Origin of the sequence: Enterobacter hormaechei subsp. hoffmannii (assembly GCF_001729745.1) — a bacterium.
Lineage (GTDB): Bacteria > Pseudomonadota > Gammaproteobacteria > Enterobacterales > Enterobacteriaceae > Enterobacter > Enterobacter intestinihominis.
On sequence record NZ_CP017186.1, the window covers coordinates 2,522,657 to 2,546,879 of the forward strand.

General features: G+C 51.3%; 20 protein-coding genes and 9 pseudogenes. 9 read left to right on the forward strand and 20 right to left on the reverse strand.

All coding sequences use genetic code 11. The features are described 5' to 3' along the window. Nucleotides 1-94: 94 nt before the first annotated feature. From kdsA to hemA, 6 genes are read right to left on the reverse strand one after another with little or no spacing between them, the layout of a single operon-like run. The gene (kdsA, locus tag BFV65_RS11845; protein ID WP_022648375.1) at nt 95-949 is read right to left on the reverse strand and encodes a 3-deoxy-8-phosphooctulonate synthase; all 855 of its coding nucleotides are present in this window, start codon (nt 947-949) and stop codon (nt 95-97) included. A gap of 36 nt (nt 950-985) precedes the next feature. Then, entirely contained in the window at nt 986-1,795 is an 810-nt protein-coding gene (gene sirB1, locus BFV65_RS11850) for an invasion regulator SirB1 (RefSeq protein ID WP_022648376.1), read from the reverse strand. 3 nt (nt 1,796-1,798) lie between these two features. Next, the gene (sirB2, locus tag BFV65_RS11855; protein WP_069596679.1) at nt 1,799-2,191 is read right to left on the reverse strand and encodes an invasion regulator SirB2; all 393 of its coding nucleotides are present in this window, start codon (nt 2,189-2,191) and stop codon (nt 1,799-1,801) included. Then, the gene (prmC, locus tag BFV65_RS11860) at nt 2,188-3,018 is read right to left on the reverse strand and encodes a peptide chain release factor N(5)-glutamine methyltransferase (protein ID WP_069596680.1); all 831 of its coding nucleotides are present in this window, start codon (nt 3,016-3,018) and stop codon (nt 2,188-2,190) included. Before prmC ends, sirB2 begins: the two co-directional genes overlap by 4 nt. After that, on the reverse strand, nt 3,018-4,100 hold the full coding sequence (gene prfA / locus BFV65_RS11865) for a peptide chain release factor 1 (protein ID WP_003856667.1): 1,083 nt from the start codon (nt 4,098-4,100) through the stop codon (nt 3,018-3,020). Before prfA ends, prmC begins: the two co-directional genes overlap by 1 nt. Before the next feature lie 41 nt (nt 4,101-4,141). Continuing rightward, nucleotides 4,142-5,398, reverse strand: coding sequence for a glutamyl-tRNA reductase (gene hemA, locus BFV65_RS11870; RefSeq protein ID WP_003856666.1), 1,257 nt, complete (start codon nt 5,396-5,398; stop codon nt 4,142-4,144). Nucleotides 5,399-5,599: 201 nt separating this feature from the next. Here hemA and lolB point away from each other — a divergent pair, with 201 nt between their 5' ends. From lolB to dauA, 4 genes and pseudogenes are all read left to right on the forward strand, one after another. Then, nucleotides 5,600-6,211, forward strand: a complete 612-nt coding sequence (gene lolB, locus BFV65_RS11875; RefSeq protein WP_069596681.1) for a lipoprotein insertase outer membrane protein LolB — start codon at nt 5,600-5,602, stop codon at nt 6,209-6,211. Further along, nucleotides 6,208-7,047, forward strand: a pseudogene (gene ispE, locus BFV65_RS11880) (4-(cytidine 5'-diphospho)-2-C-methyl-D-erythritol kinase); the annotation flags it as partial. The gene lolB and the pseudogene ispE, both read left to right, overlap by 4 nt. Nucleotides 7,048-7,201: 154 nt before the next feature. Then, a complete protein-coding gene (gene prs / locus BFV65_RS11885) occupies nt 7,202-8,149 on the forward strand; it encodes a ribose-phosphate diphosphokinase (RefSeq protein WP_003856663.1) in 948 nt (315 codons plus the stop codon). A gap of 124 nt (nt 8,150-8,273) precedes the next feature. After that, nucleotides 8,274-9,953 carry a C4-dicarboxylic acid transporter DauA gene (gene dauA / locus BFV65_RS11890; protein ID WP_023300295.1) on the forward strand — a complete coding sequence of 560 codons (1,680 nt, stop codon included), beginning with the start codon at nt 8,274-8,276 and terminating at the stop codon, nt 9,951-9,953. On the opposite strand, the gene BFV65_RS11895 is transcribed toward dauA, so the two are convergent. Next, a complete protein-coding gene (locus tag BFV65_RS11895) occupies nt 9,939-10,997 on the reverse strand; it encodes a MerR family transcriptional regulator (protein WP_069596682.1) in 1,059 nt (352 codons plus the stop codon). The genes dauA and BFV65_RS11895 overlap by 15 nt on opposite strands. A 120-nt stretch (nt 10,998-11,117) precedes the next feature. After that, on the reverse strand, nt 11,118-11,393 hold the full coding sequence (gene ychH, locus BFV65_RS11900) for a stress-induced protein YchH (RefSeq protein WP_022648382.1): 276 nt from the start codon (nt 11,391-11,393) through the stop codon (nt 11,118-11,120). Nucleotides 11,394-11,667: 274 nt separating this feature from the next. On the opposite strand from ychH, the gene pth reads away from it, so the two are divergent. Both pth and ychF read left to right on the forward strand, forming a co-directional pair. After that, the gene (pth, locus tag BFV65_RS11905; protein ID WP_032624091.1) at nt 11,668-12,252 is read left to right on the forward strand and encodes an aminoacyl-tRNA hydrolase; all 585 of its coding nucleotides are present in this window, start codon (nt 11,668-11,670) and stop codon (nt 12,250-12,252) included. A 126-nt stretch (nt 12,253-12,378) separates the two neighbouring features. Then, a complete protein-coding gene (gene ychF, locus BFV65_RS11910) occupies nt 12,379-13,473 on the forward strand; it encodes a redox-regulated ATPase YchF (protein ID WP_010432886.1) in 1,095 nt (364 codons plus the stop codon). 550 nt (nt 13,474-14,023) lie between these two features. Here the strand turns inward: ychF and BFV65_RS11915 are convergent. Further along, nucleotides 14,024-14,812: a macro domain-containing protein gene (locus tag BFV65_RS11915; RefSeq protein ID WP_069596683.1), complete on the reverse strand. Its 789-nt coding sequence runs from the start codon at nt 14,810-14,812 to the stop codon at nt 14,024-14,026. Between the two features lie 153 nt (nt 14,813-14,965). Beyond that, nucleotides 14,966-15,124: pseudogene (locus BFV65_RS23570) on the reverse strand (RHS repeat domain-containing protein); the annotation flags it as partial. Here BFV65_RS23570 and BFV65_RS11920 point away from each other — a divergent pair. Next, nucleotides 15,111-15,518 (forward strand): annotated as a pseudogene (locus tag BFV65_RS11920) (DUF933 domain-containing protein); the annotation flags it as partial. The pseudogenes BFV65_RS23570 and BFV65_RS11920 sit on opposite strands and share 14 nt — an antisense overlap. A gap of 32 nt (nt 15,519-15,550) precedes the next feature. Here the strand turns inward: BFV65_RS11920 and comJ are convergent. From comJ to BFV65_RS22475, 3 genes and pseudogenes are all read right to left on the reverse strand, one after another. Next, entirely contained in the window at nt 15,551-16,033 is a 483-nt protein-coding gene (gene comJ / locus BFV65_RS11925; protein ID WP_023314287.1) for a competence protein ComJ, read from the reverse strand. A gap of 164 nt (nt 16,034-16,197) precedes the next feature. Next, a complete protein-coding gene (locus BFV65_RS22895; RefSeq protein WP_022651387.1) occupies nt 16,198-16,749 on the reverse strand; it encodes a hypothetical protein in 552 nt (183 codons plus the stop codon). Between the two features lie 929 nt (nt 16,750-17,678). After that, nucleotides 17,679-18,422 (reverse strand): annotated as a pseudogene (locus BFV65_RS22475) (RHS repeat domain-containing protein); the annotation flags it as partial. Between BFV65_RS22475 and BFV65_RS23400 the strand changes: the two are divergent. Then, nucleotides 18,406-18,561 (forward strand): annotated as a pseudogene (locus BFV65_RS23400) (hypothetical protein); the annotation flags it as partial. The pseudogenes BFV65_RS22475 and BFV65_RS23400 overlap by 17 nt on opposite strands. A 52-nt stretch (nt 18,562-18,613) precedes the next feature. Here the strand turns inward: BFV65_RS23400 and BFV65_RS23575 are convergent. The 5 genes and pseudogenes from BFV65_RS23575 to BFV65_RS23405 all read right to left on the reverse strand — a co-directional run. Beyond that, nucleotides 18,614-18,960, reverse strand: a pseudogene (locus BFV65_RS23575) (YciI family protein). Nucleotides 18,961-19,060: 100 nt separating this feature from the next. Next, nucleotides 19,061-19,390 (reverse strand): hypothetical protein, encoded by a 330-nt coding sequence (locus tag BFV65_RS22480; RefSeq protein ID WP_236724038.1) that lies wholly within the window; start codon nt 19,388-19,390, stop codon nt 19,061-19,063. 296 nt (nt 19,391-19,686) lie between these two features. Then, a complete protein-coding gene (locus BFV65_RS11945) occupies nt 19,687-19,914 on the reverse strand; it encodes a hypothetical protein (RefSeq protein ID WP_023300301.1) in 228 nt (75 codons plus the stop codon). 132 nt (nt 19,915-20,046) lie between these two features. Further along, on the reverse strand, nt 20,047-20,490 hold the full coding sequence (locus tag BFV65_RS11950; protein ID WP_058646411.1) for a DUF6386 family protein: 444 nt from the start codon (nt 20,488-20,490) through the stop codon (nt 20,047-20,049). Between the two features lie 8 nt (nt 20,491-20,498). Next, nucleotides 20,499-21,672 (reverse strand): annotated as a pseudogene (locus BFV65_RS23405) (RHS repeat domain-containing protein); the annotation flags it as partial. On the opposite strand from BFV65_RS23405, the pseudogene BFV65_RS11960 reads away from it, so the two are divergent. Then, a pseudogene (locus BFV65_RS11960) lies at nt 21,671-21,919 on the forward strand (DUF933 domain-containing protein); the annotation flags it as partial. The pseudogenes BFV65_RS23405 and BFV65_RS11960 sit on opposite strands and share 2 nt — an antisense overlap. 427 nt (nt 21,920-22,346) lie before the next feature. Here BFV65_RS11960 and BFV65_RS11965 read toward each other — a convergent pair. Further along, nucleotides 22,347-22,826, reverse strand: a complete 480-nt coding sequence (locus BFV65_RS11965) for a hypothetical protein (RefSeq protein WP_058677893.1) — start codon at nt 22,824-22,826, stop codon at nt 22,347-22,349. Beyond that, nucleotides 22,823-24,199: pseudogene (locus BFV65_RS11970) on the reverse strand (RHS repeat domain-containing protein); the annotation flags it as partial. The pseudogene BFV65_RS11970 and the gene BFV65_RS11965, both read right to left, overlap by 4 nt. Nucleotides 24,200-24,223: the final 24 nt, after the last annotated feature.

Sequence of the window (24,223 nt, forward strand, 5' to 3'; positions counted from 1 at the left end):
GGTGGCGCTGCGCTTACCCGGCCTACGAAACCCGTAGGCCCGCGCAAGCGTAGCGCCGCCGGGCAAAGAAAAACCCGCCGAAGCGGGTTTTTTATTAGTTGCTGGTATCCAGCTCGTCGAAGCTCTTCACCAGATCGTCAATCGCTTTAATCTGTTTCAGGAATGGCTCCAGCTTATCCAGCGGCAGCGCGGATGGACCGTCGCATTTCGCGTTAACCGGATCCGGGTGCGCTTCAATGAACAGACCCGCCAGGCCGGTTGCCATACCGGCGCGCGCCAGTTCGGTCACCTGCGCACGACGCCCGCCAGAGGCGGCGCCAAACGGGTCGCGACATTGCAGGGAGTGGGTCACGTCGAAAATCACCGGAGACTGGTTAGAGACGTTCTTCATTACGCTGAAGCCCAGCATATCCACAACCAGGTTGTCATAACCGAAGTTTGAACCACGGTCGCACAGGATCACCTGGTCGTTACCACCTTCGATAAACTTATCGACGATGTTACCCATCTGGCCAGGGCTCACGAACTGCGGTTTTTTCACGTTAATCACGGCACCGGTTTTCGCCATCGCTTCTACCAGGTCAGTCTGGCGCGCCAGGAACGCCGGAAGCTGAATCACGTCTACCACATCAGCCACGGGCTGTGCCTGAGACGCTTCGTGCACGTCGGTGATCACTTTCACGCCAAACGTCTGTTTCAGCTCCTGGAAAATCTTCATCCCCTCTTCCAGGCCCGGGCCACGGTAGGAGTGAATGGAGGAGCGGTTGGCTTTGTCAAAAGAGGCTTTAAACACGTACGGGATGCCCAGCTTCTGGGTCACGGTCACGTAGTGTTCGCAGATGCGCATAGCGAGATCGCGGGATTCCAGAACGTTCATACCGCCAAACAGCACGAACGGCAGGTCGTTTGCCACGTTGATATCACCAATGCTAACCACTTTTTGTTTCATAGGATCGCCTTATTCAGGTGTGAATCGGAATTAAGATTAATGCAGTGTAATGTGTTTATGCGCGATCGCGTTGATCTGCGCGCGAATCATTTCGCTGATCGGATCTTCCGGACATTGCTCGACGAAATAATTCAAATCATTCAGCGCCACGTGTTCGCAGTCGAGCTGCGCATAAATCAGGCCGCGGTCGCGGATTTCGTACGGATCTTCCGGATTGAACTGCAACAGCACTTCGCTTGCGCGCAGGGCCAGCTCCATCTGACGCTCTTCCATCAGCGCAGACTTCAGCGTATCCAACAGCTTGCGGATCACTTCGGCGTTATCGGCTTCATCGAGATCTTCATTGAACAGCTCCGCTATCGGGCTGATGTTGCCTTTCAGCCAGACGTCCAGCGTATGCTCATCCAGCGTGTCGCCGTTAAACGGATTGATTAACCACATCTCACCGTCCAGCCACTCCGCCCGCAAAATCATCTGCGTGGGGAAAATGACCGGCACCAGTGGAATATCCAGTCGGTGCGCAACCCACAGTAAAATGGCGCCCAACGCGACGGCGCTACCCTGTCGATTTTTCAGCACCTGGTCCAGCCACAGTGCGTCAGACAGGCGATACACGCCTCGCGTGTCGCAGAAACCCCATTCGCCGTAGAAAAGCTCAATCAGCTTCTCTAATTGCCAGTCTTGCGGACGTGCCTGATTGATCTCTTCGCGCGCCAGGCTGACCAGATTTTCCAGTTCAGCGTAAACGTACTGTGATGTGAAATCGTCGCGGATCATCTCTGAAATCAGGATCATACCATCGCATAGCGGCACTTTGTTAAATTCGAAATCGGCTAAGGACCTCATGACTTACCCCAGTAACGGTATTCTTGTGGTGGCGAGTTTAATGATGATGTACAGCACCACCAGACCCAGCAGAAAGGCGATAAACCCTGTCTGCTGGCTGCGCGGACGATGACGCCCAAGCGCGATAAAACCCAAAACGATGTAGATGATAACGCCAAACAGCTTTTCAGTCAGCCATAGGCCTTTATCAGTAAATGGCAGATAGCCGGTCTTCCACATTAACCCGGCTCCGGAAAGGAACAGCACTGTGTCGATACCGTGTGGGGCGATACGTACCCAGCGGGCGTTAATCAGCGGATTATTGCTGTAGCGCCACCAGTAGCGGACAATGAAAAAGCCGATGGTCAGGGCAACGGAAACCAGGTGAACGGAGATTAGCAGCGTAAACAGGTTCATGACCACTGCCCCAGCGTCAGACGTTCATTGCCGCCGTAATCCCGGCAGGTTTCCACGGCGGCGTATCCGGCACGCGTAAACAGTGCTCGCACCGCCTTTCCCTGCGTCCACCCATGTTCCACCAGCAGCCAGCCACCGGGAAGCAAATGTTGCCGTGACGTTGTCACAATGTGATCGAGATCCGCAAGTCCCTGATTCGCAGCGACCAGCGCGGTCAACGGTTCGAAACGCACGTCGCCCTGCGCGAGATGCGGATCGTCTTCGTCGATGTAGGGCGGATTGCTGACAATCATTTCGAACATGCGGCTTTCAAGCGCGGCAAACCAGCTGCTTTGCAGAACGGAAACATTGTTCAGCCTCAGCCGTTCAACGTTGCGCCGCGCGAGGGCGACCGCATCAGGCATCACGTCTACCGCCATCACGATACAGTCCGGCCGCTCGCTGGCAAGCGCCAGCGCAATCGCGCCGGTGCCGGTACCCAGATCGAGGATCTGACACGACTGCGCCGGTAACCGCGCCAGCGCCTGCTCCACCAGACACTCTGTGTCCGGGCGCGGGATCAGCGTCGCCGCTGAAACATACAGCGGAAGTGACCAGAACTCGCGCTCGCCAACCAGATGCGCCACCGGCTCGCCGGTTTTACGGCGGGCGAGCAGCGCCTCCAGCTGCGATAGCTGTTCAGCTGTCAGTTCGGTTTCGCCGAAAGCCAGCAGATACGTGCGGGCTTTACCCGTCACATGCTCAAGCAGAATTTCGGCGTCCCGCTTCGGGCTTTCACTTTCTGAAAGTTCACGGGCCGCCTCACGTAACCAGCGCTGAAAATCCATTAATCCTGCTCGGACAGCGCCGCCAGCTGGTCGGCCTGGTATTCCTGCACGATAGGCTCAATCAGCATATCGAGCTTGCCTTCCATTGCCTCATCCAGACGGTAGAGCGTCAGGTTGATGCGGTGGTCGGTTACGCGCCCCTGCGGGAAGTTATAGGTGCGGTTACGATCGCTACGGTCGCCGCTGCCCAGCAGGTTACGGCGGGTAGAGGCTTCCGCCTGCTGGCGTTTCGCCATTTCCGCCGCGTGGATACGGGCACCCAGCACGGATAACGCCTTAGCTTTGTTCTTGTGCTGGGATCGCTCGTCCTGACACTCAACCACAATCCCGGTGGGCAGGTGAGTAATACGGATAGCGGAGTCGGTGGTGTTAACGTGCTGACCACCCGCCCCTGAAGAGCGGAAGGTGTCGATGCGCAGATCCGCCGGGTTGATATCCGGCAGTTCCGCTTCCGGCAGCTCGGGCATGACCGCCACCGTACAGGCCGAAGTGTGAATGCGTCCCTGAGATTCTGTCGCAGGCACACGCTGCACGCGGTGACCACCGGATTCAAACTTCAGCCGACCATAAACGCCGTCGCCGCTGATTTTGGCGATAACCTCTTTGTAGCCGCCATGCTCGCCTTCGTTGGCGCTCATGATCTCTACGCGCCAGCGGCGTGATTCCGCATAACGGCTGTACATACGGAACAGATCTCCGGCGAACAGCGCCGCTTCGTCGCCGCCGGTACCGGCGCGGACTTCCACAAAAGCGTTACGCTCATCGTCCGGATCTTTTGGCAGCAGAAGGACCTGAAGCTGCTGCTCCATCTCTTCTGACCGCGCTTTAGCGTCCTGCAACTCTTCCTGGGCCATCTCGCGCATTTCAGGATCGTCGAGCATCATCTGCGCGGTTTCGATATCTTCCTGGACCTGTCGCCAGTCGGTAAAGCATTTTGAAACATCACTTAACTGCGCGTATTCACGCGACAGCGCGCGAAAACGTTCCTGGTCGGCAATGGTCCCGGCATCGCCGAGCAGCGCCTGGACTTCTTCATGGCGCTCGTGCAGAGCTTCCAGTTTAGCGACGATAGAAGGCTTCATAGGCGTAAATGCACCTTGTCTTAGAAAATGGGTATAGGGCGCTATTCCAGCCCGAGGCTGTTGCGCAGAATAGTCAGGCGTTCATCGTCCCCGTCACGGGCAGCCTGCTGAAGAGATTTGGTTGGGGCATGGATCAGGCGGTTGGTCAGTTTCCAGGCTAAATCCTGCATAATCGCCTGCGCGTCGCCGCCCTGTTCAAGGGCCGCTAACGCTTTGGCCGTCAGGTCATCACGCACCTGCTCCGCCTGACCGCGGTATTCGCGGATGGTCTCGCTGACGCTTTGCGCGCGCAGCCAGGCCATAAATTCGCTGGTTTCCTGTTCAACGATGGTTTCCGCCTGCACAGCCGCCGCCTTACGCTGGGCAAGGTTGTGCGAAATGATGCTTTGCAGGTCATCCACGCTGTACAGGTAGGCGTTCGCCAGTTTGCCCACTTCCGGTTCGACATCACGCGGAACAGCGATATCCACCAGCAGCATCGGCTGATTGCGGCGTGATTTCAGCGCACGCTCGACCATCCCTTTCCCGATAATCGGCAGCGGGCTGGCGGTAGAACTGATAATAATGTCCGCCTCTTTCAGACGTTCATCGATGTCGCTCAGCGCAATCACCTCAGCGCCCACTTCATCTGCCAGCACCTGCGCACGTTCGCGGGTGCGGTTAGCGATGATCATCTTCTTCACCTTGTGTTCGCGAAGATGGCGCGCCACCAGCTCGATGGTTTCGCCCGCCCCCACCAGCAGTACGGTGACGGTCGACAGCGATTCAAAGATTTGACGGGCAAGAGTACAGGCCGCGAAAGCAACCGAAACCGCACTGGCGCCAATGTCGGTTTCGGTTCGCACACGCTTCGCCACGGAGAATGACTTCTGGAACATTCGCTCCAGTTCGCTGGCTTTCAGATGCCCTTTCTGGGAATCCGCGAAGGCTTTTTTCACCTGGCCGAGGATCTGCGGCTCGCCCAGCACCAGCGAATCCAGACCGCTGGCCACACGCATCAGATGGCTGACCGCATCGTTATCCTGATGCCAGTACAGGCTGTTGCGCAGCTCTTCTTCGTTGAGGTTGTGATAGTCACATAGCCAGCGGATCAGCGCCTCGTGCAGGTTGTCCTGCTCCTCCACGCTTAAATAGAGCTCGGTACGGTTGCACGTCGACAGCACCACGCCACCCTGCACCATCGGCTGTGCAAGCAGGCTATCCAGCGCCAGGTCGAGCGTATCCGGCGAAAACGTAACGCGTTCTCGCAGTGAAACCGGGGCCGTTTTGTGGTTAATACCGAGTGCTAATAGGGTCATGTTGAGCGGGAGTAGTACCAGCGTTAATAAGGTTAGCAGGACGCATCATACAGGATGCGCGAGATCAATAAAAGAGACTGCCCCCTTTCGGAGTAATAGCTTACGCCGCGCTTTGAGATAATTTGAACGTAGACGGTGGCACCCTTCAACGCTAGCATTAACAGTTATAACTGCAACGTATCTCAAGGATTTGTCATCATTATGAACCGAATGATTCGCCTGCTGCCTCTGGCGGCCCTGGTTCTGACCGCCTGTTCCGTTCATCAGCCGAAAGGCCCGGGCAAAAGCCCCGACTCACCGCAGTGGCGTCAGCACCAGCAGGATGTGCTGAAATTAAGCCAGTACCAGACCCGCGGTGCATTTGCATATCTCTCTGACGAACAAAAAGTTTATGCTCGCTTCTTCTGGCAGCAAACGGGGCAGGACAACTATCGCCTGCTGCTGCTCAACCCGCTGGGCAGCACCGAGCTGGAGCTTAACGCGAAGCCTGGCGAAGCGCAGATCACCGATAACAAAGGCCAGCACTACACCGCGACCGACGCCGAAGAGATGATTGGCAAGCTGACCGGGATGCCGATTCCGCTCAATAGTCTGCGCCAGTGGATCCTTGGCCTGCCGGGTGACGCCACCGACTATACGCTTGATGACCAATACCGTCTGAGCCAGGTTAACTACACCCAGGACGGTAAAACCTGGAAAGTGGTGTACAGCGCGTATGACAGCAAGACGCAACCATCGCTGCCGTCCAATATGGAGCTGACGCAGGGTAGCCAGCGTATCAAGCTGAAAATGGATAACTGGATCGTTAAATGATGACCCACTGGCCCTCTCCCGCAAAACTGAACCTGTTTCTCTACATTACCGGGCAGCGCGCTGACGGCTATCACACCCTGCAAACCCTGTTTCAGTTTGTCGACTACGGCGACACGATCTCAATCGAACCGCGTCAGGACGGGCAGATTTGCCTGCTGAAGCCAGTCGACGGCGTGGCGCATGACGATAACCTGATCGTGCGCGCTGCCCGCCTGCTGATGAAAACGGCGTCGTCGTCGGGTCGTCTGCCAGCGGGAAGCGGTGCGGATATTCGTATCGACAAACGCCTGCCGATGGGCGGTGGTCTTGGCGGCGGTTCGTCAAACGCCGCGACCGTACTGGTGGCGCTTAACTACCTCTGGGGCTGCGGTCTGACGACGGACGAACTGGCAGCATTAGGGTTAACGCTGGGTGCCGATGTACCAGTATTTGTGCGCGGCCACGCGGCGTTTGCTGAAGGGGTGGGCGAAATCCTCACGCCGGTCGATCCGCCGGAAAAATGGTATCTGATCGTTCACCCTGGCGTGAGCATTCCTACCCCGGTCATCTTTAAAGATCCTGACCTGAAAAGAAATACCCCGGTACGGTCAATAAAAACGTTATTAAATTGTGAATTCAGCAACGATTGCGAGGATATCGCAAGAAAACGTTTTCGCGAGGTTGATGCGGTGCTTTCCTGGCTGTTAGAATACGCGCCGTCGCGCCTGACCGGTACAGGGGCCTGTGTCTTTGCTGAATTTGACACCGAATCCGCCGCCCGTCAGGTGCTTGAGCAAGCGCCGGACTGGCTGCATGGTTTTGTAGCACGCGGGATGAACACCTCCCCCTACAGCAGGCCATTCTGGCGCAGACTGAGTTTCGGTGACAACGTCACCCTGTTCCAGACGTTGCATCGCGCTCTATAATACACCGCCTGGATAGCGTTTGCTTAGGCCCCGCAGTTTGCGGCGAACGCTATCCACCACTGGACGCATGCCTGAGGTTCTTCTCGTGCCTGATATGAAGCTTTTTGCTGGTAACGCCACCCCGGAACTAGCACAACGTATTGCCAACCGCCTGTACACTTCCCTCGGCGACGCCGCTGTAGGTCGCTTTAGCGACGGCGAAGTCAGCGTACAAATTAACGAAAATGTACGCGGTGGTGATATTTTCATCATCCAGTCCACCTGTGCTCCAACGAACGACAACCTGATGGAATTGGTTGTTATGGTCGACGCGCTGCGTCGCGCTTCTGCTGGCCGTATCACTGCTGTTATTCCTTACTTTGGCTATGCACGTCAGGACCGTCGCGTCCGTTCCGCGCGTGTGCCAATCACCGCTAAAGTTGTCGCAGACTTCCTCTCCAGCGTCGGCGTTGACCGCGTACTGACGGTCGACCTGCACGCAGAGCAGATCCAGGGCTTCTTCGACGTGCCGGTTGATAACGTTTTCGGCAGCCCAATCCTGCTGGAAGACATGCTGCAACTGAATCTGGACAACCCGATTGTGGTTTCTCCAGACATCGGCGGCGTGGTACGTGCTCGAGCTATCGCGAAGCTGCTGAACGATACCGACATGGCGATCATCGACAAACGCCGTCCGCGTGCTAACGTTTCACAGGTGATGCACATCATCGGTGACGTGGCTGGCCGCGACTGCGTGTTGGTGGACGACATGATCGATACCGGCGGTACGCTGTGTAAAGCCGCTGAAGCGCTGAAAGAGCGTGGTGCGAAACGCGTATTCGCTTACGCGACTCACCCGATCTTCTCCGGCAATGCGGTAAACAACCTGCGTAACTCCGTCATCGACGAAGTTGTGGTGTGCGATACCATCCCGCTGAGCGACGAGATCAAAGCGCTGCCAAACGTGCGTACGTTGACTCTGTCCGGGATGCTGGCCGAAGCGATTCGTCGTATCAGCAACGAAGAATCCATCTCTGCAATGTTCGAACACTGATCGAACACGGCCAAAAAACCCGCTACGGCGGGTTTTTTTGTTTATAGTATTTATTTGTATGACTTATGCCTCCTTCACCTGCCATTCATATGACAGATGATGCGCACACGGATGATAGATAATTGTGAAAAACGTAACCTCCTCACATGTTCTGCCCTTTCGCGCCCTCATCGACGCCTGCTGGAAAGAGAAATACACGTCGTCACGCTTTGTTCGTGACCTAATAGCCGGGATCACCGTCGGGATTATTGCCATCCCGCTGGCGATGGCACTGGCGATTGGTAGCGGCGTCGCGCCGCAGTACGGGCTGTACACCTCGGCCGTTGCGGGGATTGTGATTGCGCTGACGGGCGGGTCCCGCTTCAGCGTCTCCGGCCCAACTGCCGCCTTTGTGGTGATCCTCTACCCGGTTTCCCAACAGTTTGGTCTGGCAGGCCTGCTGGTTGCCACCCTGATGTCCGGCATCTTTTTAATTCTGTTCGGTCTGGCCCGCTTTGGTCGCCTGATTGAATATATTCCCCTTTCCGTGACGCTGGGGTTCACCTCGGGGATTGGGATTACCATCGGGACCATGCAGATTAAAGATTTCCTCGGCCTGCAAATGGCCCATGTTCCGGAGCACTACTTACAGAAAGTGGGCGCGCTGTTTATGGCGTTGCCGACTGCCAACCTGGGCGATGCAGCCATTGGCATCGTTACCCTCGGCACACTCATCGTCTGGCCTCGCTTAGGCATTCGTCTCCCGGGGCATCTCCCCGCTCTGCTGCTGGGCTGCGCGGTGATGGGCGTCGTCAACCTGCTCGGTGGACAGGTCGCCACCATTGGCTCCCAGTTCCACTATGTTCTGGCGGATGGCTCACAGGGTAACGGTATTCCGCAGCTGCTGCCGCAGCTGGTTCTGCCGTGGGACATGCCGGGCTCCAGCTTCACCCTGAGCTGGGATTCCCTTCGCGCTCTGCTGCCTGCCGCGTTCTCCATGGCAATGCTGGGCGCGATTGAATCCCTGCTCTGCGCCGTCGTGCTCGACGGCATGACCGGCACTAAGCACAAAGCCAACAGCGAACTGGTCGGTCAGGGCTTAGGGAACATCGTTGCACCGTTCTTCGGCGGTATTACGGCTACGGCTGCGATTGCCCGTTCCGCCGCGAACGTACGTGCGGGCGCGACATCACCGGTTTCCGCGGTCATTCACTCCCTGCTGGTGATCATGGCGCTGCTGATCCTTGCCCCACTGCTTTCATGGCTTCCGCTCTCTGCCATGGCTGCGCTGCTGCTGATGGTGGCCTGGAATATGAGTGAGGCGCATAAGGTGGTGAATCTGCTGCGCCGTGCGCCGAAAGACGACATCATCGTGATGCTGATCTGCATGTCGCTGACCGTGCTGTTTGATATGGTTATCGCTATCAGCGTCGGCATAGTGCTGGCCTCGCTGCTGTTTATGCGCCGCATCGCGCAGATGACGCGTCTCTCCCCGGTTAACGTTGAGGTGCCTGAAGATGTGCTGGTGTTGCGCGTGATTGGCCCGCTGTTCTTCGCCGCGGCGGAAGGTTTGTTCAGCGATCTGGCGTCCCGAATCGCGGGCAAACGGATTGTGGTGCTGAAGTGGGATGCCGTCCCGGTGCTGGATGCCGGCGGTCTGGATGCCTTCCAGCGCTTTATTGCCCGCCTGCCGGAAGGCTGCGAGCTGCGGATCAGTAACCTCGAATTCCAGCCCCTGCGCACCATGGCGCGCGCGGGCGTACAGCCGATCCCTGGCCGATTGTCCTTCTACCCTAACCGTGAAGCTGCATTAGCGGATCTGTGAGTCATCTGATGCAGAGATACGTCTTTGCATCATCACCCCGATCGCCTGCTGGAGCCATTCAAGCACGGCAGGCGTCATCCACGTGCCTTTCATCAGATGCGGCTCCTGCTGCATGGCAAGACGAAATTTTTGCTGGGTCTGCGGGTTTGTTCCCGCATAGGACTGGAATAAAACCAGCCACTTTTCTGCCAGCTTTTGCGCATCGTCAGAAGCGGGACTGAGATTATCCCGCTGCGCCTGATGCAGCTTCGCCACCAGCGGCGGCCATTCCATCATCCGGTCAAAGTAGTGCGCCCGGGTAAAGGCCATCTCTTCAGCAGTGAGATATTGCTCCCAAATGCTGAGCTTTGATTCGGCAAACGCCCGCGTGATGTAATCCGTAATCTCCGGCGTAATGCCGGTTTGCTCCTGCATCTGCGGCTCCACGCTGTGCATTTCGTTCAGACGGGTCAAAAATTCCGGTTTACCTGCGGTATCCTGTTCCAGGCGTTCCATCCACCGTGAAGCCAAATCGGTCGCCCGCGCGTCCGTGACGCTGACGTTCTGTTCCAGCAAGTGTTTAACCTCCGTCACCAGACCCGACCAGATATCCGCCAGCGCCTCTTTCTCTGCCGCAAACGGCAGTTGCTGCAACTCTTCATTGCTAAACCAGCGATCGTACATATTCATTAACTCCAGAGTCTGTAGCCAGGATTCCAGATCCGGCGTCGCATCGTCAGTCAGCCCGGTACGCAATTCCACCAGCCGGTTGCGCAGCGTATGGATGCTACGCAGTTGCTTGTCCAGCAAAGTGATTTGCCCGTCGAGTAATTCGGCTAATGACAGCGAACGCTGTTCCAGAAAATCCCTGATTTCGGCAAGCTCCAGTCCGGCTTTTGCCAGCGCCTGGATCATATGCAGACGCTGCACATCCGCCAGGTTATAAAGCCGGTAGCCTGCCGCGCTTCTGGCAGAAGGTAACAACAGCCCTGTTTGCTCGTAGTGATGCAAAGTCCGCACGGTGATCCCTGCGCGTTTCGCCAGTTCACCCACCTGAATCAACATAACGGCTCCTTTTGTTCTGCCAGTGTCGCTACTCTGAAGCCTTACGTTACGTGAGGGTCAATGCGTCATGCAAAAAAAAACGACTTCAGATGAAGTCGTTTCGGTGTTCTTTATGGGGCACTAGCCGTGCTTATGCTGGTCGCGGCGGCATCGTTTATCGTAATGGCGCACCCACCAGTATTTATCGCAGACTTCCTCATGTCCGCTCACGCGCGCCCCGGCGAGCCACAATACCGCACCGAGGAAGATACTCAGCACCGCGCCATGCGCAAAGTATTGTGGGAGGTCAAGCTGCGGTAATTGGTTTAAAATTGAATAACCGACACCGGCGACCATCACGAACAGTCCCAACCCCATTAGCACGTTACCGAGCATTGAAGCGTTTTTGCGTTTCATATGTCACCTCCGGAACTTTGGGTTGTCAGGGGAAAAACCCCTTCTCCTTGTGTGTAAAGTATAGACAACGCCACTTATATGAGTTGCGTGAATGATCACATTTACAGATAACTCCCGGACAAAAATTTACAAATAAGACATTGAACAGCTTGAAATTCTAATTGTTCAAAGAAGAAATTATTCGCATTTCGATGTACAGCAGGCAGAACTTTGTCAAGCGGCGCGCCAGACAGTAAACTACGCGCCAGATCTGGAACCCATTAGGAAGTAAATCGTGACGATTAAACTGATTGTCGGCCTCGCCAATCCGGGCGCAGAGTATGCCGCTACCCGCCATAACGCCGGCGCCTGGTATGTTGATCTGCTGGCGGAACGTCTGCGCGCGCCCCTGCGTGAAGAACCCAAGTTTTACGGGTATACCTCACGCATCAATCTTGCGGGTGCCGACGTGCGGTTGCTGGTGCCAACCACCTTTATGAACCTGAGCGGCAAAGCCGTGTCGGCCATGGCAACGTTCTATCGCATCAATCCGGATGAGATCCTGGTGGCCCACGACGAACTGGATCTGCCGCCAGGCGTGGCGAAGTTCAAGCTGGGCGGCGGTCATGGCGGCCACAACGGCCTTAAAGACATCATCAGCAAACTGGGTAATAACCCTAATTTCCACCGTTTGCGCGTGGGAATCGGCCATCCGGGCGATAAAAACAAAGTTGTTGGTTTCGTACTGGGTAAACCACCGGTTTCTGAGCAGAAGTTGATTGACGAAGCGGTGGACGAAGCGGCCCGCTGCACCGAGATTTGGCTTCAGGACGGCCTGACGAAAGCCACCAATCGACTGCACGCTTTCAAAGCGCAATAATCGACGCCCTGGGGCTTTTTTACCGCGCGTCGCGCGGGTTACGTGTATAATAGGCGTAGTTATTTACTTTTCTTCAATCGGTTATCGTTAACGGATTGATTATCAAGATATTAAGGTGATTTAGAAATGGGATTCAAATGCGGTATCGTCGGTCTGCCAAACGTGGGCAAATCCACCCTGTTCAACGCGCTCACCAAGGCAGGTATTGAAGCGGCGAACTTCCCGTTCTGTACCATCGAGCCGAACACCGGTGTTGTTCCTATGCCCGATCCGCGTCTGGACCAGCTCGCAGAAATTGTGAAGCCGCAGCGCATTCTGCCAACTACCATGGAGTTCGTGGACATCGCGGGCCTGGTAAAAGGCGCATCCAAAGGTGAAGGCCTGGGCAACCAGTTCCTGACCAACATCCGTGAAACCGAAGCGATCGGCCACGTTGTGCGCTGCTTCGAGAACGACAACATTATCCACGTTAACAACAAAGTGGATCCGGCTGACGACATCGACGTCATCAACACCGAGCTGGCCCTTTCTGACCTCGACACCTGCGAGCGCGCCATTCACCGCGTGCAGAAGAAAGCCAAAGGCGGCGACAAAGACGCGAAAGCGGAACTGGCTGCCCTGGAAAAATGTCTGCCACAGCTGGAAAACGCGGGCATGCTGCGCGCGCTGAAAAACCTGACTGAAGAAGACAAAGCGGCGATCAAATACCTGAGCTTCCTGACCCTGAAGCCAACCATGTACATCGCCAACGTTAACGAAGACGGTTTCGAGAACAACCCGTACCTCGACAAAGTGCGTGAAATTGCCGCGGCTGAAGGTTCTGTGGTGGTAGCGGTTTGCGCGGCCGTTGAATCTGATATCGCCGAGCTGGACGATGCCGACCGTGAAGAGTTCATGGCCGAGCTGGGTCTGGAAGAGCCGGGCCTGAACCGCGTGATCCGCGCGGGCTATGAGCTGCTGAACCTGCAAACCTACTTCACCGCTGGTGTAAAAGAAGTGCGTGCATGGACCATCCCTGTCGGTGCGACTGCGCCTCAGGCGGCTGGTAAGATCCACACCGACTTCGAGAAAGGCTTCATTCGTGCGCAAACCATCGCGTTTGAAGACTTCATCACCTACAAGGGTGAGCAAGGCGCGAAAGAAGCAGGCAAGATGCGTGCGGAAGGGAAAGATTATATCGTTAAAGATGGCGACGTAATGAACTTCCTGTTCAACGTCTGAGTCGTCTTGAATAAAAAAAATCCACGCCCTGGCGTGGATTTTTTTATAGAGTAACAAACTTATCCCCTTTTGCGCAGATAGAACTCTAGATATTTTTTTAGATCTATCCTGAAACGCACGCTCTTTGCCGTAGTTATAAGCATCGTTAAAATATTTATACGCTTCCTCGAATTGATTTAACTCATAACAGACCATGCCGAGATCGATTAAGGGTGCAGTGTCTATATCCGATCCACGTGTCCGTAATGTCGTCTCTCCCCATTTCTCTGCCTCAGCGTAATCCGCGAGATCAAAATATGCGCTGTACATGCAAGCAGAGATCCAGTTGGCGAGCTCCCATTGGAGCTTTGGCTCAGGAAGAGCTTGCCAGGCTTTTTGGTATTGCTCTAAAGCCTCGACGTATTTTTTATCATCGTGAAACTCGTTTCCTTGACCAATAGTATATTATTATAGATATTATCATACTTAAGTTCTTGCCCTTTTAAATAAAAAGCCTTGCCTAAGAAACCGCCAGAAATACCATAATATATGGTTAAATTTTTATTTAAAATTATAAAGTTATTACATTGCAATCAATCATTTTATAGCAAATATTTTTTAGTATTAATGACTCTATGACATTCCAATCACCACCACCGAGGCCAGCTCCTATCCTTGGCATTTGTACAGAAAGGCGATTCACTAAAGCAAAGTCAGATAATTTTTCAAGACAAACTTCCAGAGAGTCATAACAAACGTATTGTTTTTTGTCGTTGATATTTTTCTTTATACCATCCTGCGCATACATATTAGCAATAAATATCTTCTCCTGAGCATCAACCATAACAAAATCAACCATCCCTAATTCTGGGAAGTTATTTTCTTTGAAGCTACTAAGATAGCTTTTTTTTGCCGCAGGATATTTATTTGAAAGGGACAGAACAAAACCTTTACCCCACTTCCCTTTATTATTCACAATATGAGCAATAACTGTGGATTTATTCAAAGGTTCCACAGCATCTCCAGACAAGTATTTTATTCGCTTTTTTTCTTGCAATGAACCCGTTGATGTTTGCCAGAAAACTTCAAATTCCTCATTTGAAATTTCTTCGGCGTCACTTAAGTCCAGGTCGCTTTTCTTACCATCATACAGCAGGAAGCCAACTTTTTCTTTTTTATCTAGCAAAGAGGAAGAAGCATAATAATTTCCATCTATAATATTTATTTGTCGCGTGGCTACTTCTCCTATGAACTCATTGAGAATAGTCCCTTCACCTGCAATAAAATCAACACTTCCTTTATAATATTTTTTCACCTCAACCACAACTCCTCCCACTTTTAACAATTCTTTTAGAGACAACGAGATCTTTTGTGTTTAAGATCAAAAATGTATTTTTCCGGGGTTCAATTACATCTAAGCCAGTTACATCTAATTTTACCTGTAACGCTTGATGATAACCCAAAGGATCACCTCTATATTGATTGACTGTGGGGAATGTCACAATGTATGAGGGTAACGGAAGCTGACCTGCGTCCGCGGCCTGTTACGGTCCCGCAGCTGGCTGATGACCTCCGTCAGGTGATGTTCACCGTCATAACAGTAGTGCCAGCGAATGACGTTCAGCTGCGTCAGACGGTTGTGCGTGACCTTCTCAGTAGAGTCTTCAAGCGGTAAAGGTTCTGTAGAGGTAGCGGTTTACGCCGCGGTTGAATCCGATATCGCTGAAATCATCGACGGCGACCATAAAGAGTTCATGGCCGAGCGGGGGCTGAACCGCGTGATCCGCGCGGGCTATGAGCTGCTCAGCCTGCAAACCTACTTCACCGCGGGCGTGAAAGAAGTGAACGCGTGAATCATCCCTGTCGGTGCGACTGCGCCTCACGCGGCCGGTAAGATCCACACCGACTTTGAGAAGGGCTTCATTCGTGCGCAGACTATCGCGTTTTAAGACTTTATCACCTGCAAGGGTGAGCAAGGCGCGAAAGAAGCAGGCAAGATGCGTACGGAAGGGAAAGATTACTTCGTTAACGAGGTTCATGTGGTGAACTTCTTGTTTAACGTATGATTTTTTTTCATTCGATTTAGTTATTATTAACTTTAAAAAAAACCCTCTTTTAGAGGATTGTATTTTTTCCCTCCCCAAGGGTCGTCTAATAAAAACTTAGCAGGGATTGCTTCTTTTTCAGGCACAAGAGTAAAATTATAATAAATCTCGTCCCCTTCACAAACCTCATAAAAGAGCGAATAAATCTTGCCGGTTACGTTAATGCTTACATCAAATTTCTCTGTCGCAGATGCGATCTGGATCTTATTTTTATCCGTAATAAAAAATGGAACAACAATGCAGCGTTGTGCATTTTGATCTAATTTAAAAGCATTATCTATTTTGATATTGACGTTTGCTCCAAATGCGTCCTCTGGTAATGGATCGAATACAACATAATCCTTGTGTAAAACAGCGCCTTGAGAAACATTACCTTTTCCCCACTGACTCAGCTTTTCGTCATAGTCTCTGGATCGTAACAATATTTGACTATGTGAAATTAGCAGATCTACTGTTTGCATGATCTTATCACTCATTATATTCCCTAGACTTTTATTCTTGTTCCATATAATTGTTATGGAAAAACATTACCAATACTCGAACCTGCACCAAAATTACTGCTTTTAGATATCAGTTATAAGTTGTGCCGTGCCGTTGGATTGGCAATGGACCCAGAAGATATATGAAGCATCAACACTATCTACACGCGCCAGCAAATCGTAGTTGTCCTGACCACTTTCGTCGACGTAGGTGAACAGCACATCCCCGTGCGCTTCCCCCAGTAGGCAGTCATTCCCAGACACACCGGGTGGTGATGGCTTGCCGGTTGGCTGTCCGCCCAGCTTCTGGCGTCGCGTTTTACTGATGCGGCGACCGAGCGGATCGTAGCGGAAGCTGACCTGCGTCTGCGGTTTGTTGCGGTTCCTCGGGTTTGGCCGTTATCCTTCTCTACAGTGCAAGCATGGGTATTATAACGCCAGCGAATATCATTCAGCTGCGCCAGGCGGTTGTGCGTAATGTTCTCAACAGAACCTTCGAGCGGGTTAGCGGCTGCATCCCAGACCCCCTGCTCCTCTCCGGCCAGCGTGCCGTCCTGAACCAGGAGACGCCCGGCACTGTCTGTCGTACTGCCAGCGGTACCATTTGAACGGGTTATCGTCCCGCTCTTCGCGCACCAAGTTATTGCGGTAGTAGTAATCCCAGCGGCGCTGCGACGGGCGCTGGGTATTTTACTTACGACAGTGGATGTCATGACTCCAGAAAATGCTTACCTAGGGTTTTATGTAAAGTAAATAATCCGAGGGATCAACCCTAACCCACACTTCAGCGTTTTATTTTTTGTGGGTTCCAATCAGAGTAATCAGCAACACGGATTTCATTAAGAACAAGATCTAGTGGAACATGTGCAATGCTATCTGCAATTTCATCATATGGCGCTGGCAACTCGAATGAAAAACCAAAGTCGTCATTTATAATAATACAGCCATTAAATATACGCTGTTTGTAAGTCAACCCTATTATTTCCCCCATCGTTTGGCCTGTTTGTAATATTTTATTATACCTCCCCTTATAGTTTACGTTACAACCAATAGAAATGATCGTTCCATCTTCAAGGGTAGCGATTGTCATTGTGTCATCTACAATATATGCAAGCCTTTTCTTATCATCAGGCAAGAAATAATCAAAGTAAGTTACCTTATAGCCAGCATATAACTCGCTTATGTACTTACTGATATTATCCCCCAAAAAAACGTTACCTAGTGCTCTTCCTGATAAAATATCAGCATTAAAATCAATCATTTTATACCCCCCATTAAGTAAAACTCCGTCAACATAAACAGGTGAATCGGTTATTAAATCATAATTTTTAAACTCTCCATGACCAATTCTCCCATATACTACATCAGCACCATCAACTTCGCGATAAACTTTCCAGTAATCATTACCATGAATATTAGGTTGAGTTGGAGTCCCTCCGGGATGATAATCTAATTTGTACGTAGTACCTGATTTTGTTGTTTTGACATATTGAATATGTTGGATAGCTCCTGGTTTATTGGCTTGTGGATATGTTCTCGTCCAACCTTTGGATGTCAAAATATTATGAACATCAGCGGGTTTTTTCCCTGTTAATCTATCCACCCATCTTTGTGTTATACGATCTTTTTGAGAAAAACCACATTTTAACCCCCACGGATCCACCCACCCCAGCGCATTCGGCGCATACTGGTAAAGGTTTATCCCCCCCGCCAGCCCTATCGGGTCCTGCTGCGTAAATCGTCCGCAGTCCGGGTCGTAATACCGGAACAGATTGTAGTGCAGCCCTGTCTCACGGTCCAGGTATTGTCCCTGCATGCGCAGGTTCTGGGAATATCCTGATACCTGCGTCTCGCTTTCCCGCAGCAGTTTGCCCCAGGCGCTGTTCACCCCTTCCCAGCGCACCTGCCCTTCGCTATCCGTCATCCGCTCCGGCGTGCCGTTGGGCTGGCAGTGGAACCAGAAGATTTCCGGGGCATCAACGCCGTCAATACGCGCCAGCGGGTCGTAGCTGTCCTGATCGCTGTAGACGTAGGTCAACAGCACATCCCCGCACATTTCCTGTAACAGCCGTAACCGTTCCCGGACAAACCGCGTGGCGACCAGCTTACCGGTTGGCAGGCCGTCAGGCATCTGGCGGTGCGTATTGCTGATGCGGCGGCCCAGTGGATCGTATCGGAAGCTGACCTCCGTCTGCGGTCTGTTGCGGTCCCGCGGCTGGCTGATGACCTCCGTCAGGCGGTGCTCGCCGTCGTAGCGGTAGTGCCAGCGGGTCTGGCCGTTATCTTTCTCCATGGTGCGTCCGTGGACGTCATAGCGCCAGCGAATGCCGTTGAGCTGCGTCAGACGGTTTTGCGTGAGCTTCTCAGCAGAACCTTCAAGCGGTGAAGGTTCGTTAGTGGTAGTAGTTTGCGCCACGGTTGAATCCGATAATGCTGAACTGGACGATGCCGACCGTGAAGAGTTTATAGCCGAGCTGGGTCAGGAAGGGCCAGGCGCGAAAGAAGGAGGCAAGATGCGTGCATAAGGAAAAGATTACATTGTTGAAGATGGCGATGTGATGAACTTCTTGTTTACGTTTAATTTTTATGAACGGGAAAATCCACGCTTAGGGGTGGATTTTTTATTGCAGGGTAAAAGTTATTGTCTAAGAGAACTGTCTTCAAGCTGGGTACAAAAGTAATGATTTCAGAGTCTCAAACTTTAAAGTCTGTAAAGACTTCTCGCGTAGATGCTCTCCAAGTAAGGCCTGACACTAGCACTTAGCGAGACTGACACCTCCGATTCACAGTATCAGTATGCCGGACGCCTGAAAGATCCGCTCTGAATTCCCCTTTTCTAGCCATTCCACATGAGCAGGTATCGCTGCGTCAATCTCTTTGACTGGTTTTATATAGGTAAATATGACAAAGTAAACAGTGCTCATCCTTTGCTTCTCAGCACAGTTTATCAGCCACTTGTTAGAACTGCTTATGCAACCCTCTTTTGCCACTAGTTATTGTTAATATTTTGGGGCGCTTTCGATCTCAACACGCAGGGCCTGACCGAGACAGCGTGTTAAGCTTCATATCATAGGTATAAAACCAGTCATACCAGCCATTTTGGTGAATTGCGAAACTACAGACAACAATGACTTCCTTCGACAAATTAAATGTTAAGTAATAGAAATAAGCGTTTTCAGGTGGTGCAGAAAGTAATAGCTCTTGGCCCTCAGCATTGAAGATTTTCAAAACGGTTGATAATGGTTCTGGTTCGCTTATCGCAAAGACTAATTGGCGTACAGGATCGACCTTTGCGGCATCTAAGCGAGGTATGTTTAGTCTAATAATTTTTGAACAGAAAATCCATTCTAGCACGTTGCTTTCTCAGATAAACCTGAAGTCAGCGATCATATTCGCTCTCAATAAAAAATTATTTTTATACATGGATGATGTTGAAAGTTTTTGATATTGATGCTGACTTTACTCTTTAAAACGGCCTCAAGATTCCAATGAGGCTTCAGGTTTTTATCATTAAGAATAACAACTTTAAACTTAGTTTTGATTTGAATATCTTATCTGAGAAATAATAAAAATATCATCTATTTGGTTGTTGTTAGCTTTCCAGGCTCTGGAATTATAATATTTTAAAAGAAAAGGATTGATATGCTTAATCACGGGCCATAAAAATGCATCAATGTACTAAGATCATCTAAATCTTGTGCGGTGAGTTCATTTCTCTCCATTTTGTCATACTTATACATTATACCTTTCATCGGAGGGCCGGAATCATGTTTAGTTGCCATGCTCATTAACTCATCAATATCTGATTCTTTTATTAAAGTTCTCTTTAAAAATTCAAAGAGCATTTTTTCTGCATCTTTTCTTTCTAAAAAATACATTTTGATTACCTTACTGATTTTATGTAAAAAGTCACAAGTATAACTAGAAGTGCCTTTTTGTCGCTGATCTATGGTTCTTCATTTTAACATTTTTTTGGATGAAAAAATCTACGCCAGGGCGTGGATTTTTATTCAGAGATAAACACCCTCTTCTAATGAGTTTTCAGTAAACGTTGCTTTTGTAAAGGAAATTAGCACATCTGAACCATGCTTTTTATATTTAACCTCGTAACTACCTGGTTCTAAAGTAATAAACTCGCCTGAAATAGCATCTGAATCATCTGGCTCCAGATCTCCGCCAGTGACATCCTCTCCCGCCCCTATGAAAACCTTTCCAGTAGGTACGTTTAAAAATAACGATCCGGCATATTCACCAATTTCACTTTTAATATCAACTTTATAGTTACCATCATCTCCAACATTGAGAAATAATACATTCCCTTTATTTATTTCTTCAACTTCATCTTCTGGAAGACTCCACCAATCTGCATCATCATTAATCCTATGCTTTAATGACATCAAATCATAAATTACTAATGTGGCAGTATCCGTCTGTATATTAATAGATTTATTCATTTTACCCCCTATTGAAATATTATTTCACTGATGGTATCTCCGGGCTGAAGCCCCGCCTTTCTGCCTGCATTTTTCAAAGAACTACCGACACTTTTATTAATAGTTTCATTCAGCATTTGTAATCTTTGTGTAGGCGAACCTCCAACAATTAAATCAACAGGATGATCAGCGTTTAATTTACTTAGATCAGGTGCTGAACAAAACATTTTTTCAAAGCGTGCAGAAACAGCCTGCCTGTAAGAACTTTGCAAAGATGAAATCCTAACCTCATGGGTGCCAGGAGACCAAACTAACTCTCCTCTTTGAGCCGCTCGGTTTAAGGCATTCATTTTTTTCATAAACTGTCTTTCGAGGAATTTTCTCTCAGTTGATGACAGCTTTGTGCTGCTTAAAATCTTCGGTTTATTAACAGTTAAGCGGGTACCTCCAGAACACCTACTCAACCCCCACGGATCCACCCATACCAGCGCATTTGGCGCATACTGGTAAAGATTTATCCCTCCCGCCAGCCCTATCGGGTCCTGCTGCGTAAACCGTCCGCAGTCCGGGTCGTAATACCGGAACAGATTGTAGTGCAGCCCTGTCTCGCGATCCAGGTATTGCCCCTGCATACGCAGGTTCTGGGAATATCCTGATACCTGCGTCTCGCTTTCCCGCAGCAGTTTGCCCCAGGCGCTGTTCACCCCTTCCCAGCGCACCTGCCCTTCGCTATCCGTCATCCGCTCCGGCGTGCCGTTGGGCTGACAGTGGAACCAGAAGATTTCCGGGGCATCAACGCCGTCAATACGCGCCAGCGGATCGTAGCTGTCCTGATCGCTGTAGACGTAGGTCAGCGGCACATCCCCGTGCACTTCCTGCAACAGCCGGAACCCTTCCCAGACAAACCGGGTGGTGACCGGCTTGCCGGTTGGCTGGCCGCCCAGCATCTGGCGGCGCGTTTTGCTGATGCGTCGCCCGAGCGGATCGTAGCGGAAGCTGACCTCCGTCAGGCGGTCTGTTGCGGTCCCGCGGCTGGCTGATGACCTCCGTCAGGCGGTGCTCGCCGTCGTAGCGGTAGTGCCAGCGGGTCTGGCCGTTATCCTTCTCCACGGTGCGGCCATGGATGTCATAACGCCAGCGAATGCCGTTGAGCTGCGACAGGCGGTTGTGCGGGATCTTCTCAGCAAAATCTTCGAGCGGTGAAGATTCTGTAGTGGTGGCGGTTTGCGCCGCGGTTGAATCCGATATCGCTGAAATGAACGACACCGATCGTGAAGATTTAATGGCCGAGCCGGGTCTGGAAGAGCCGGGCCTGAACCGCGTGATCCGCGCGGGCTATGAGCTGCTGAATCTGCAAATCTACTTCACTGCTGGCGTAAAAGAAGTGCATGCATGGACCATCCCTGTCGGTGCGACTGCGCCTCAGGCGGCCGGTAAGATCCACACCGACTAAATCATAGGGTAATTGCGTCCTATCCCTAGCAGCTGTAATGTTCCACCATTAATTTATTCAAGATATGCACTTGAAAAGTTGCAACAGTGCAGCGGGCACGCTCGTTAGAGCTCTACACAGTTTAACAGAAGATGTCATAGTTCCAGCGAATGCTTGCGCTGGGCTTTTTATCAAGTAATAATCCGTAGTATAAATCCTAATTCATACTGGGGCATTTTATTTTCGAAGGCTCCAATCTGTGGAATCAGCTACACGGATTTCATTAAGAATGAGATCTAGAGGAACGTGTGCAATTATTTACCCCTCATTAACTACACTGAATCGACCACCTGTGGACGTGGTACACCATTGATATGTTTATGCGTATCGATTATTAAAAAAGAAAAGATCAAAAAACAGTCAACATGCGATACTTATTTGATAGTTAATTCCATGTTATATAGATACCGCAATTAAATGATTTAATGTCATAGCAGACAGTAATATCACCCCATTCCAAACGCCATGTTACACTATGTTTTTCTTTTGCATCTGGTTCGCCAAGATCATATTCCTCTGCTACCCAACGATATAAGAAATTAACTTCTTTGTTTAACATATCAATGTTAGAAACTTTATTCCAATCACTTATTGCCTGATAATACTCACCCTCTTTATAAATTAATTGCACCATAAATGGAAAATTGCTAAAGCATAATGGGCGTATTATAAGCTCAAATTTCTTATCAAACCAAAGAACGGTATTAACGGTATAATGATAAGGAATTAATCTTTGCATTTTATTTTTTGATTCAAGATATTTGTAAAGTTCAGAAACTATAAACGTATCCTCCCGTTGTATGAAAAGATATTTATTATCTAACTTAACTTTGCCATCTGCGATGTTAATTTCAAAATCAATCATATGCTTATAACCTTCCCCGGTATCAGTAGATTTCTAAATTCCTCAGGGATAAAGAATTGCATCCCTCCCCCTCGGCCATAAATGTTATTAGCCAATGCTCTTCCATATGCGACATCAATATCCTCGCTGACATAATAAGCTCTTACTTGCGTTCTTAATGTACGATGAGGATCAATTTTAACCTGAAGCGCTTCATGGTAGCCTATAGCATTTCCTTTGTTTTGCCTAACGGTTGGATAAGTCACCGCATATGATGGAGGAGTATCACCGTTCGGATATAATGCATACAAAATCGTGCCTTTTTTCAGTTTCCTATTTTTGTAGACATCTATACCTTTGTAATCACCTTGACCTTGCCATTTCGTAGCTTCTTTAGATGGATCCTTACATTTACGGCTCAACCCCCACGGATCCACCCATCCCAGCGCATTCGGCGCATACTGGTAAAGATTTATCCCCCCCGCCAGCCCTATCGGGTCCTGCTGCGTAAACCGTCCGCAGTCCGGGTCGTAATACCGGAACAGATTGTAGTGCAGCCCTGTCTCGCGGTCCAGGTATTGCCCCTGCATGCGCAGGTTCTGGGAATATCCTGATATCTGCGTCTCGCTTTCCCGCAGCAGTTTTCCCCAGGCGCTGTTCACCCCTTCCCAGCGCACCTGCCCTTCGCTATCCGTCATCCGCTCCGGCGTGCCGTTGGGCTGGCAGTGGAACCAGAAGATTTCCGGGGCATCAACGCCGTCAATACGTGCCAGCGGATCGTAGCTGTCCTGATCGCTGTAGACGTAGGTCAGCGGCTCATCCCCGTGCACTTCCTGCAACAGCCGGAACCCTTCCCAGACAAACCGGGTGGTGACCGGCTTGCCGGTTGGCTGGCCGCCCAGCATCTGGCGGCGCGTTTTGCTGATGCGTCGCCCGAGCGGATCGTAGCGGAAGCTGACCTCCGTCTGCGGTCTGTTGCGGTCCCGCGGCTGGCTGATGACCTCCGTCAGGCGGTGCTCGCCGTCGTAGCGGTAGTGCCAGCGGGTCTGGCCGTTATCCTTCTCCACGGTGCGGCCATGGATGTCATAGCACCAGCGAATGCCGTTCAGCTGCGTCAGGCGGTTGTGCGTGACCTTCTCAGCAGAGCCTTCGAGCGGGTTACCGGCAGCATCCCAGCGCCACTGCTCCTGGCCAGGCAGCGTGCCGTCCTGAACGAGCAGGCGCCCTGCGCTGTCGTACTGCCAGCGGTACCAGCTGAACGGGTTATCGTCCCGCTCTTCGCGGACAAGATTATTGCGATAGTCGTAATCCCTGCGGCGGGACCAGCGGCGCGGCGACGGGCGCTCGGCGTTGCCAGTAAAGACGTCCCGGCGATGCAGTCGCCCAAGACGGTCATTAACGTTTGATTGGTTTTTTTA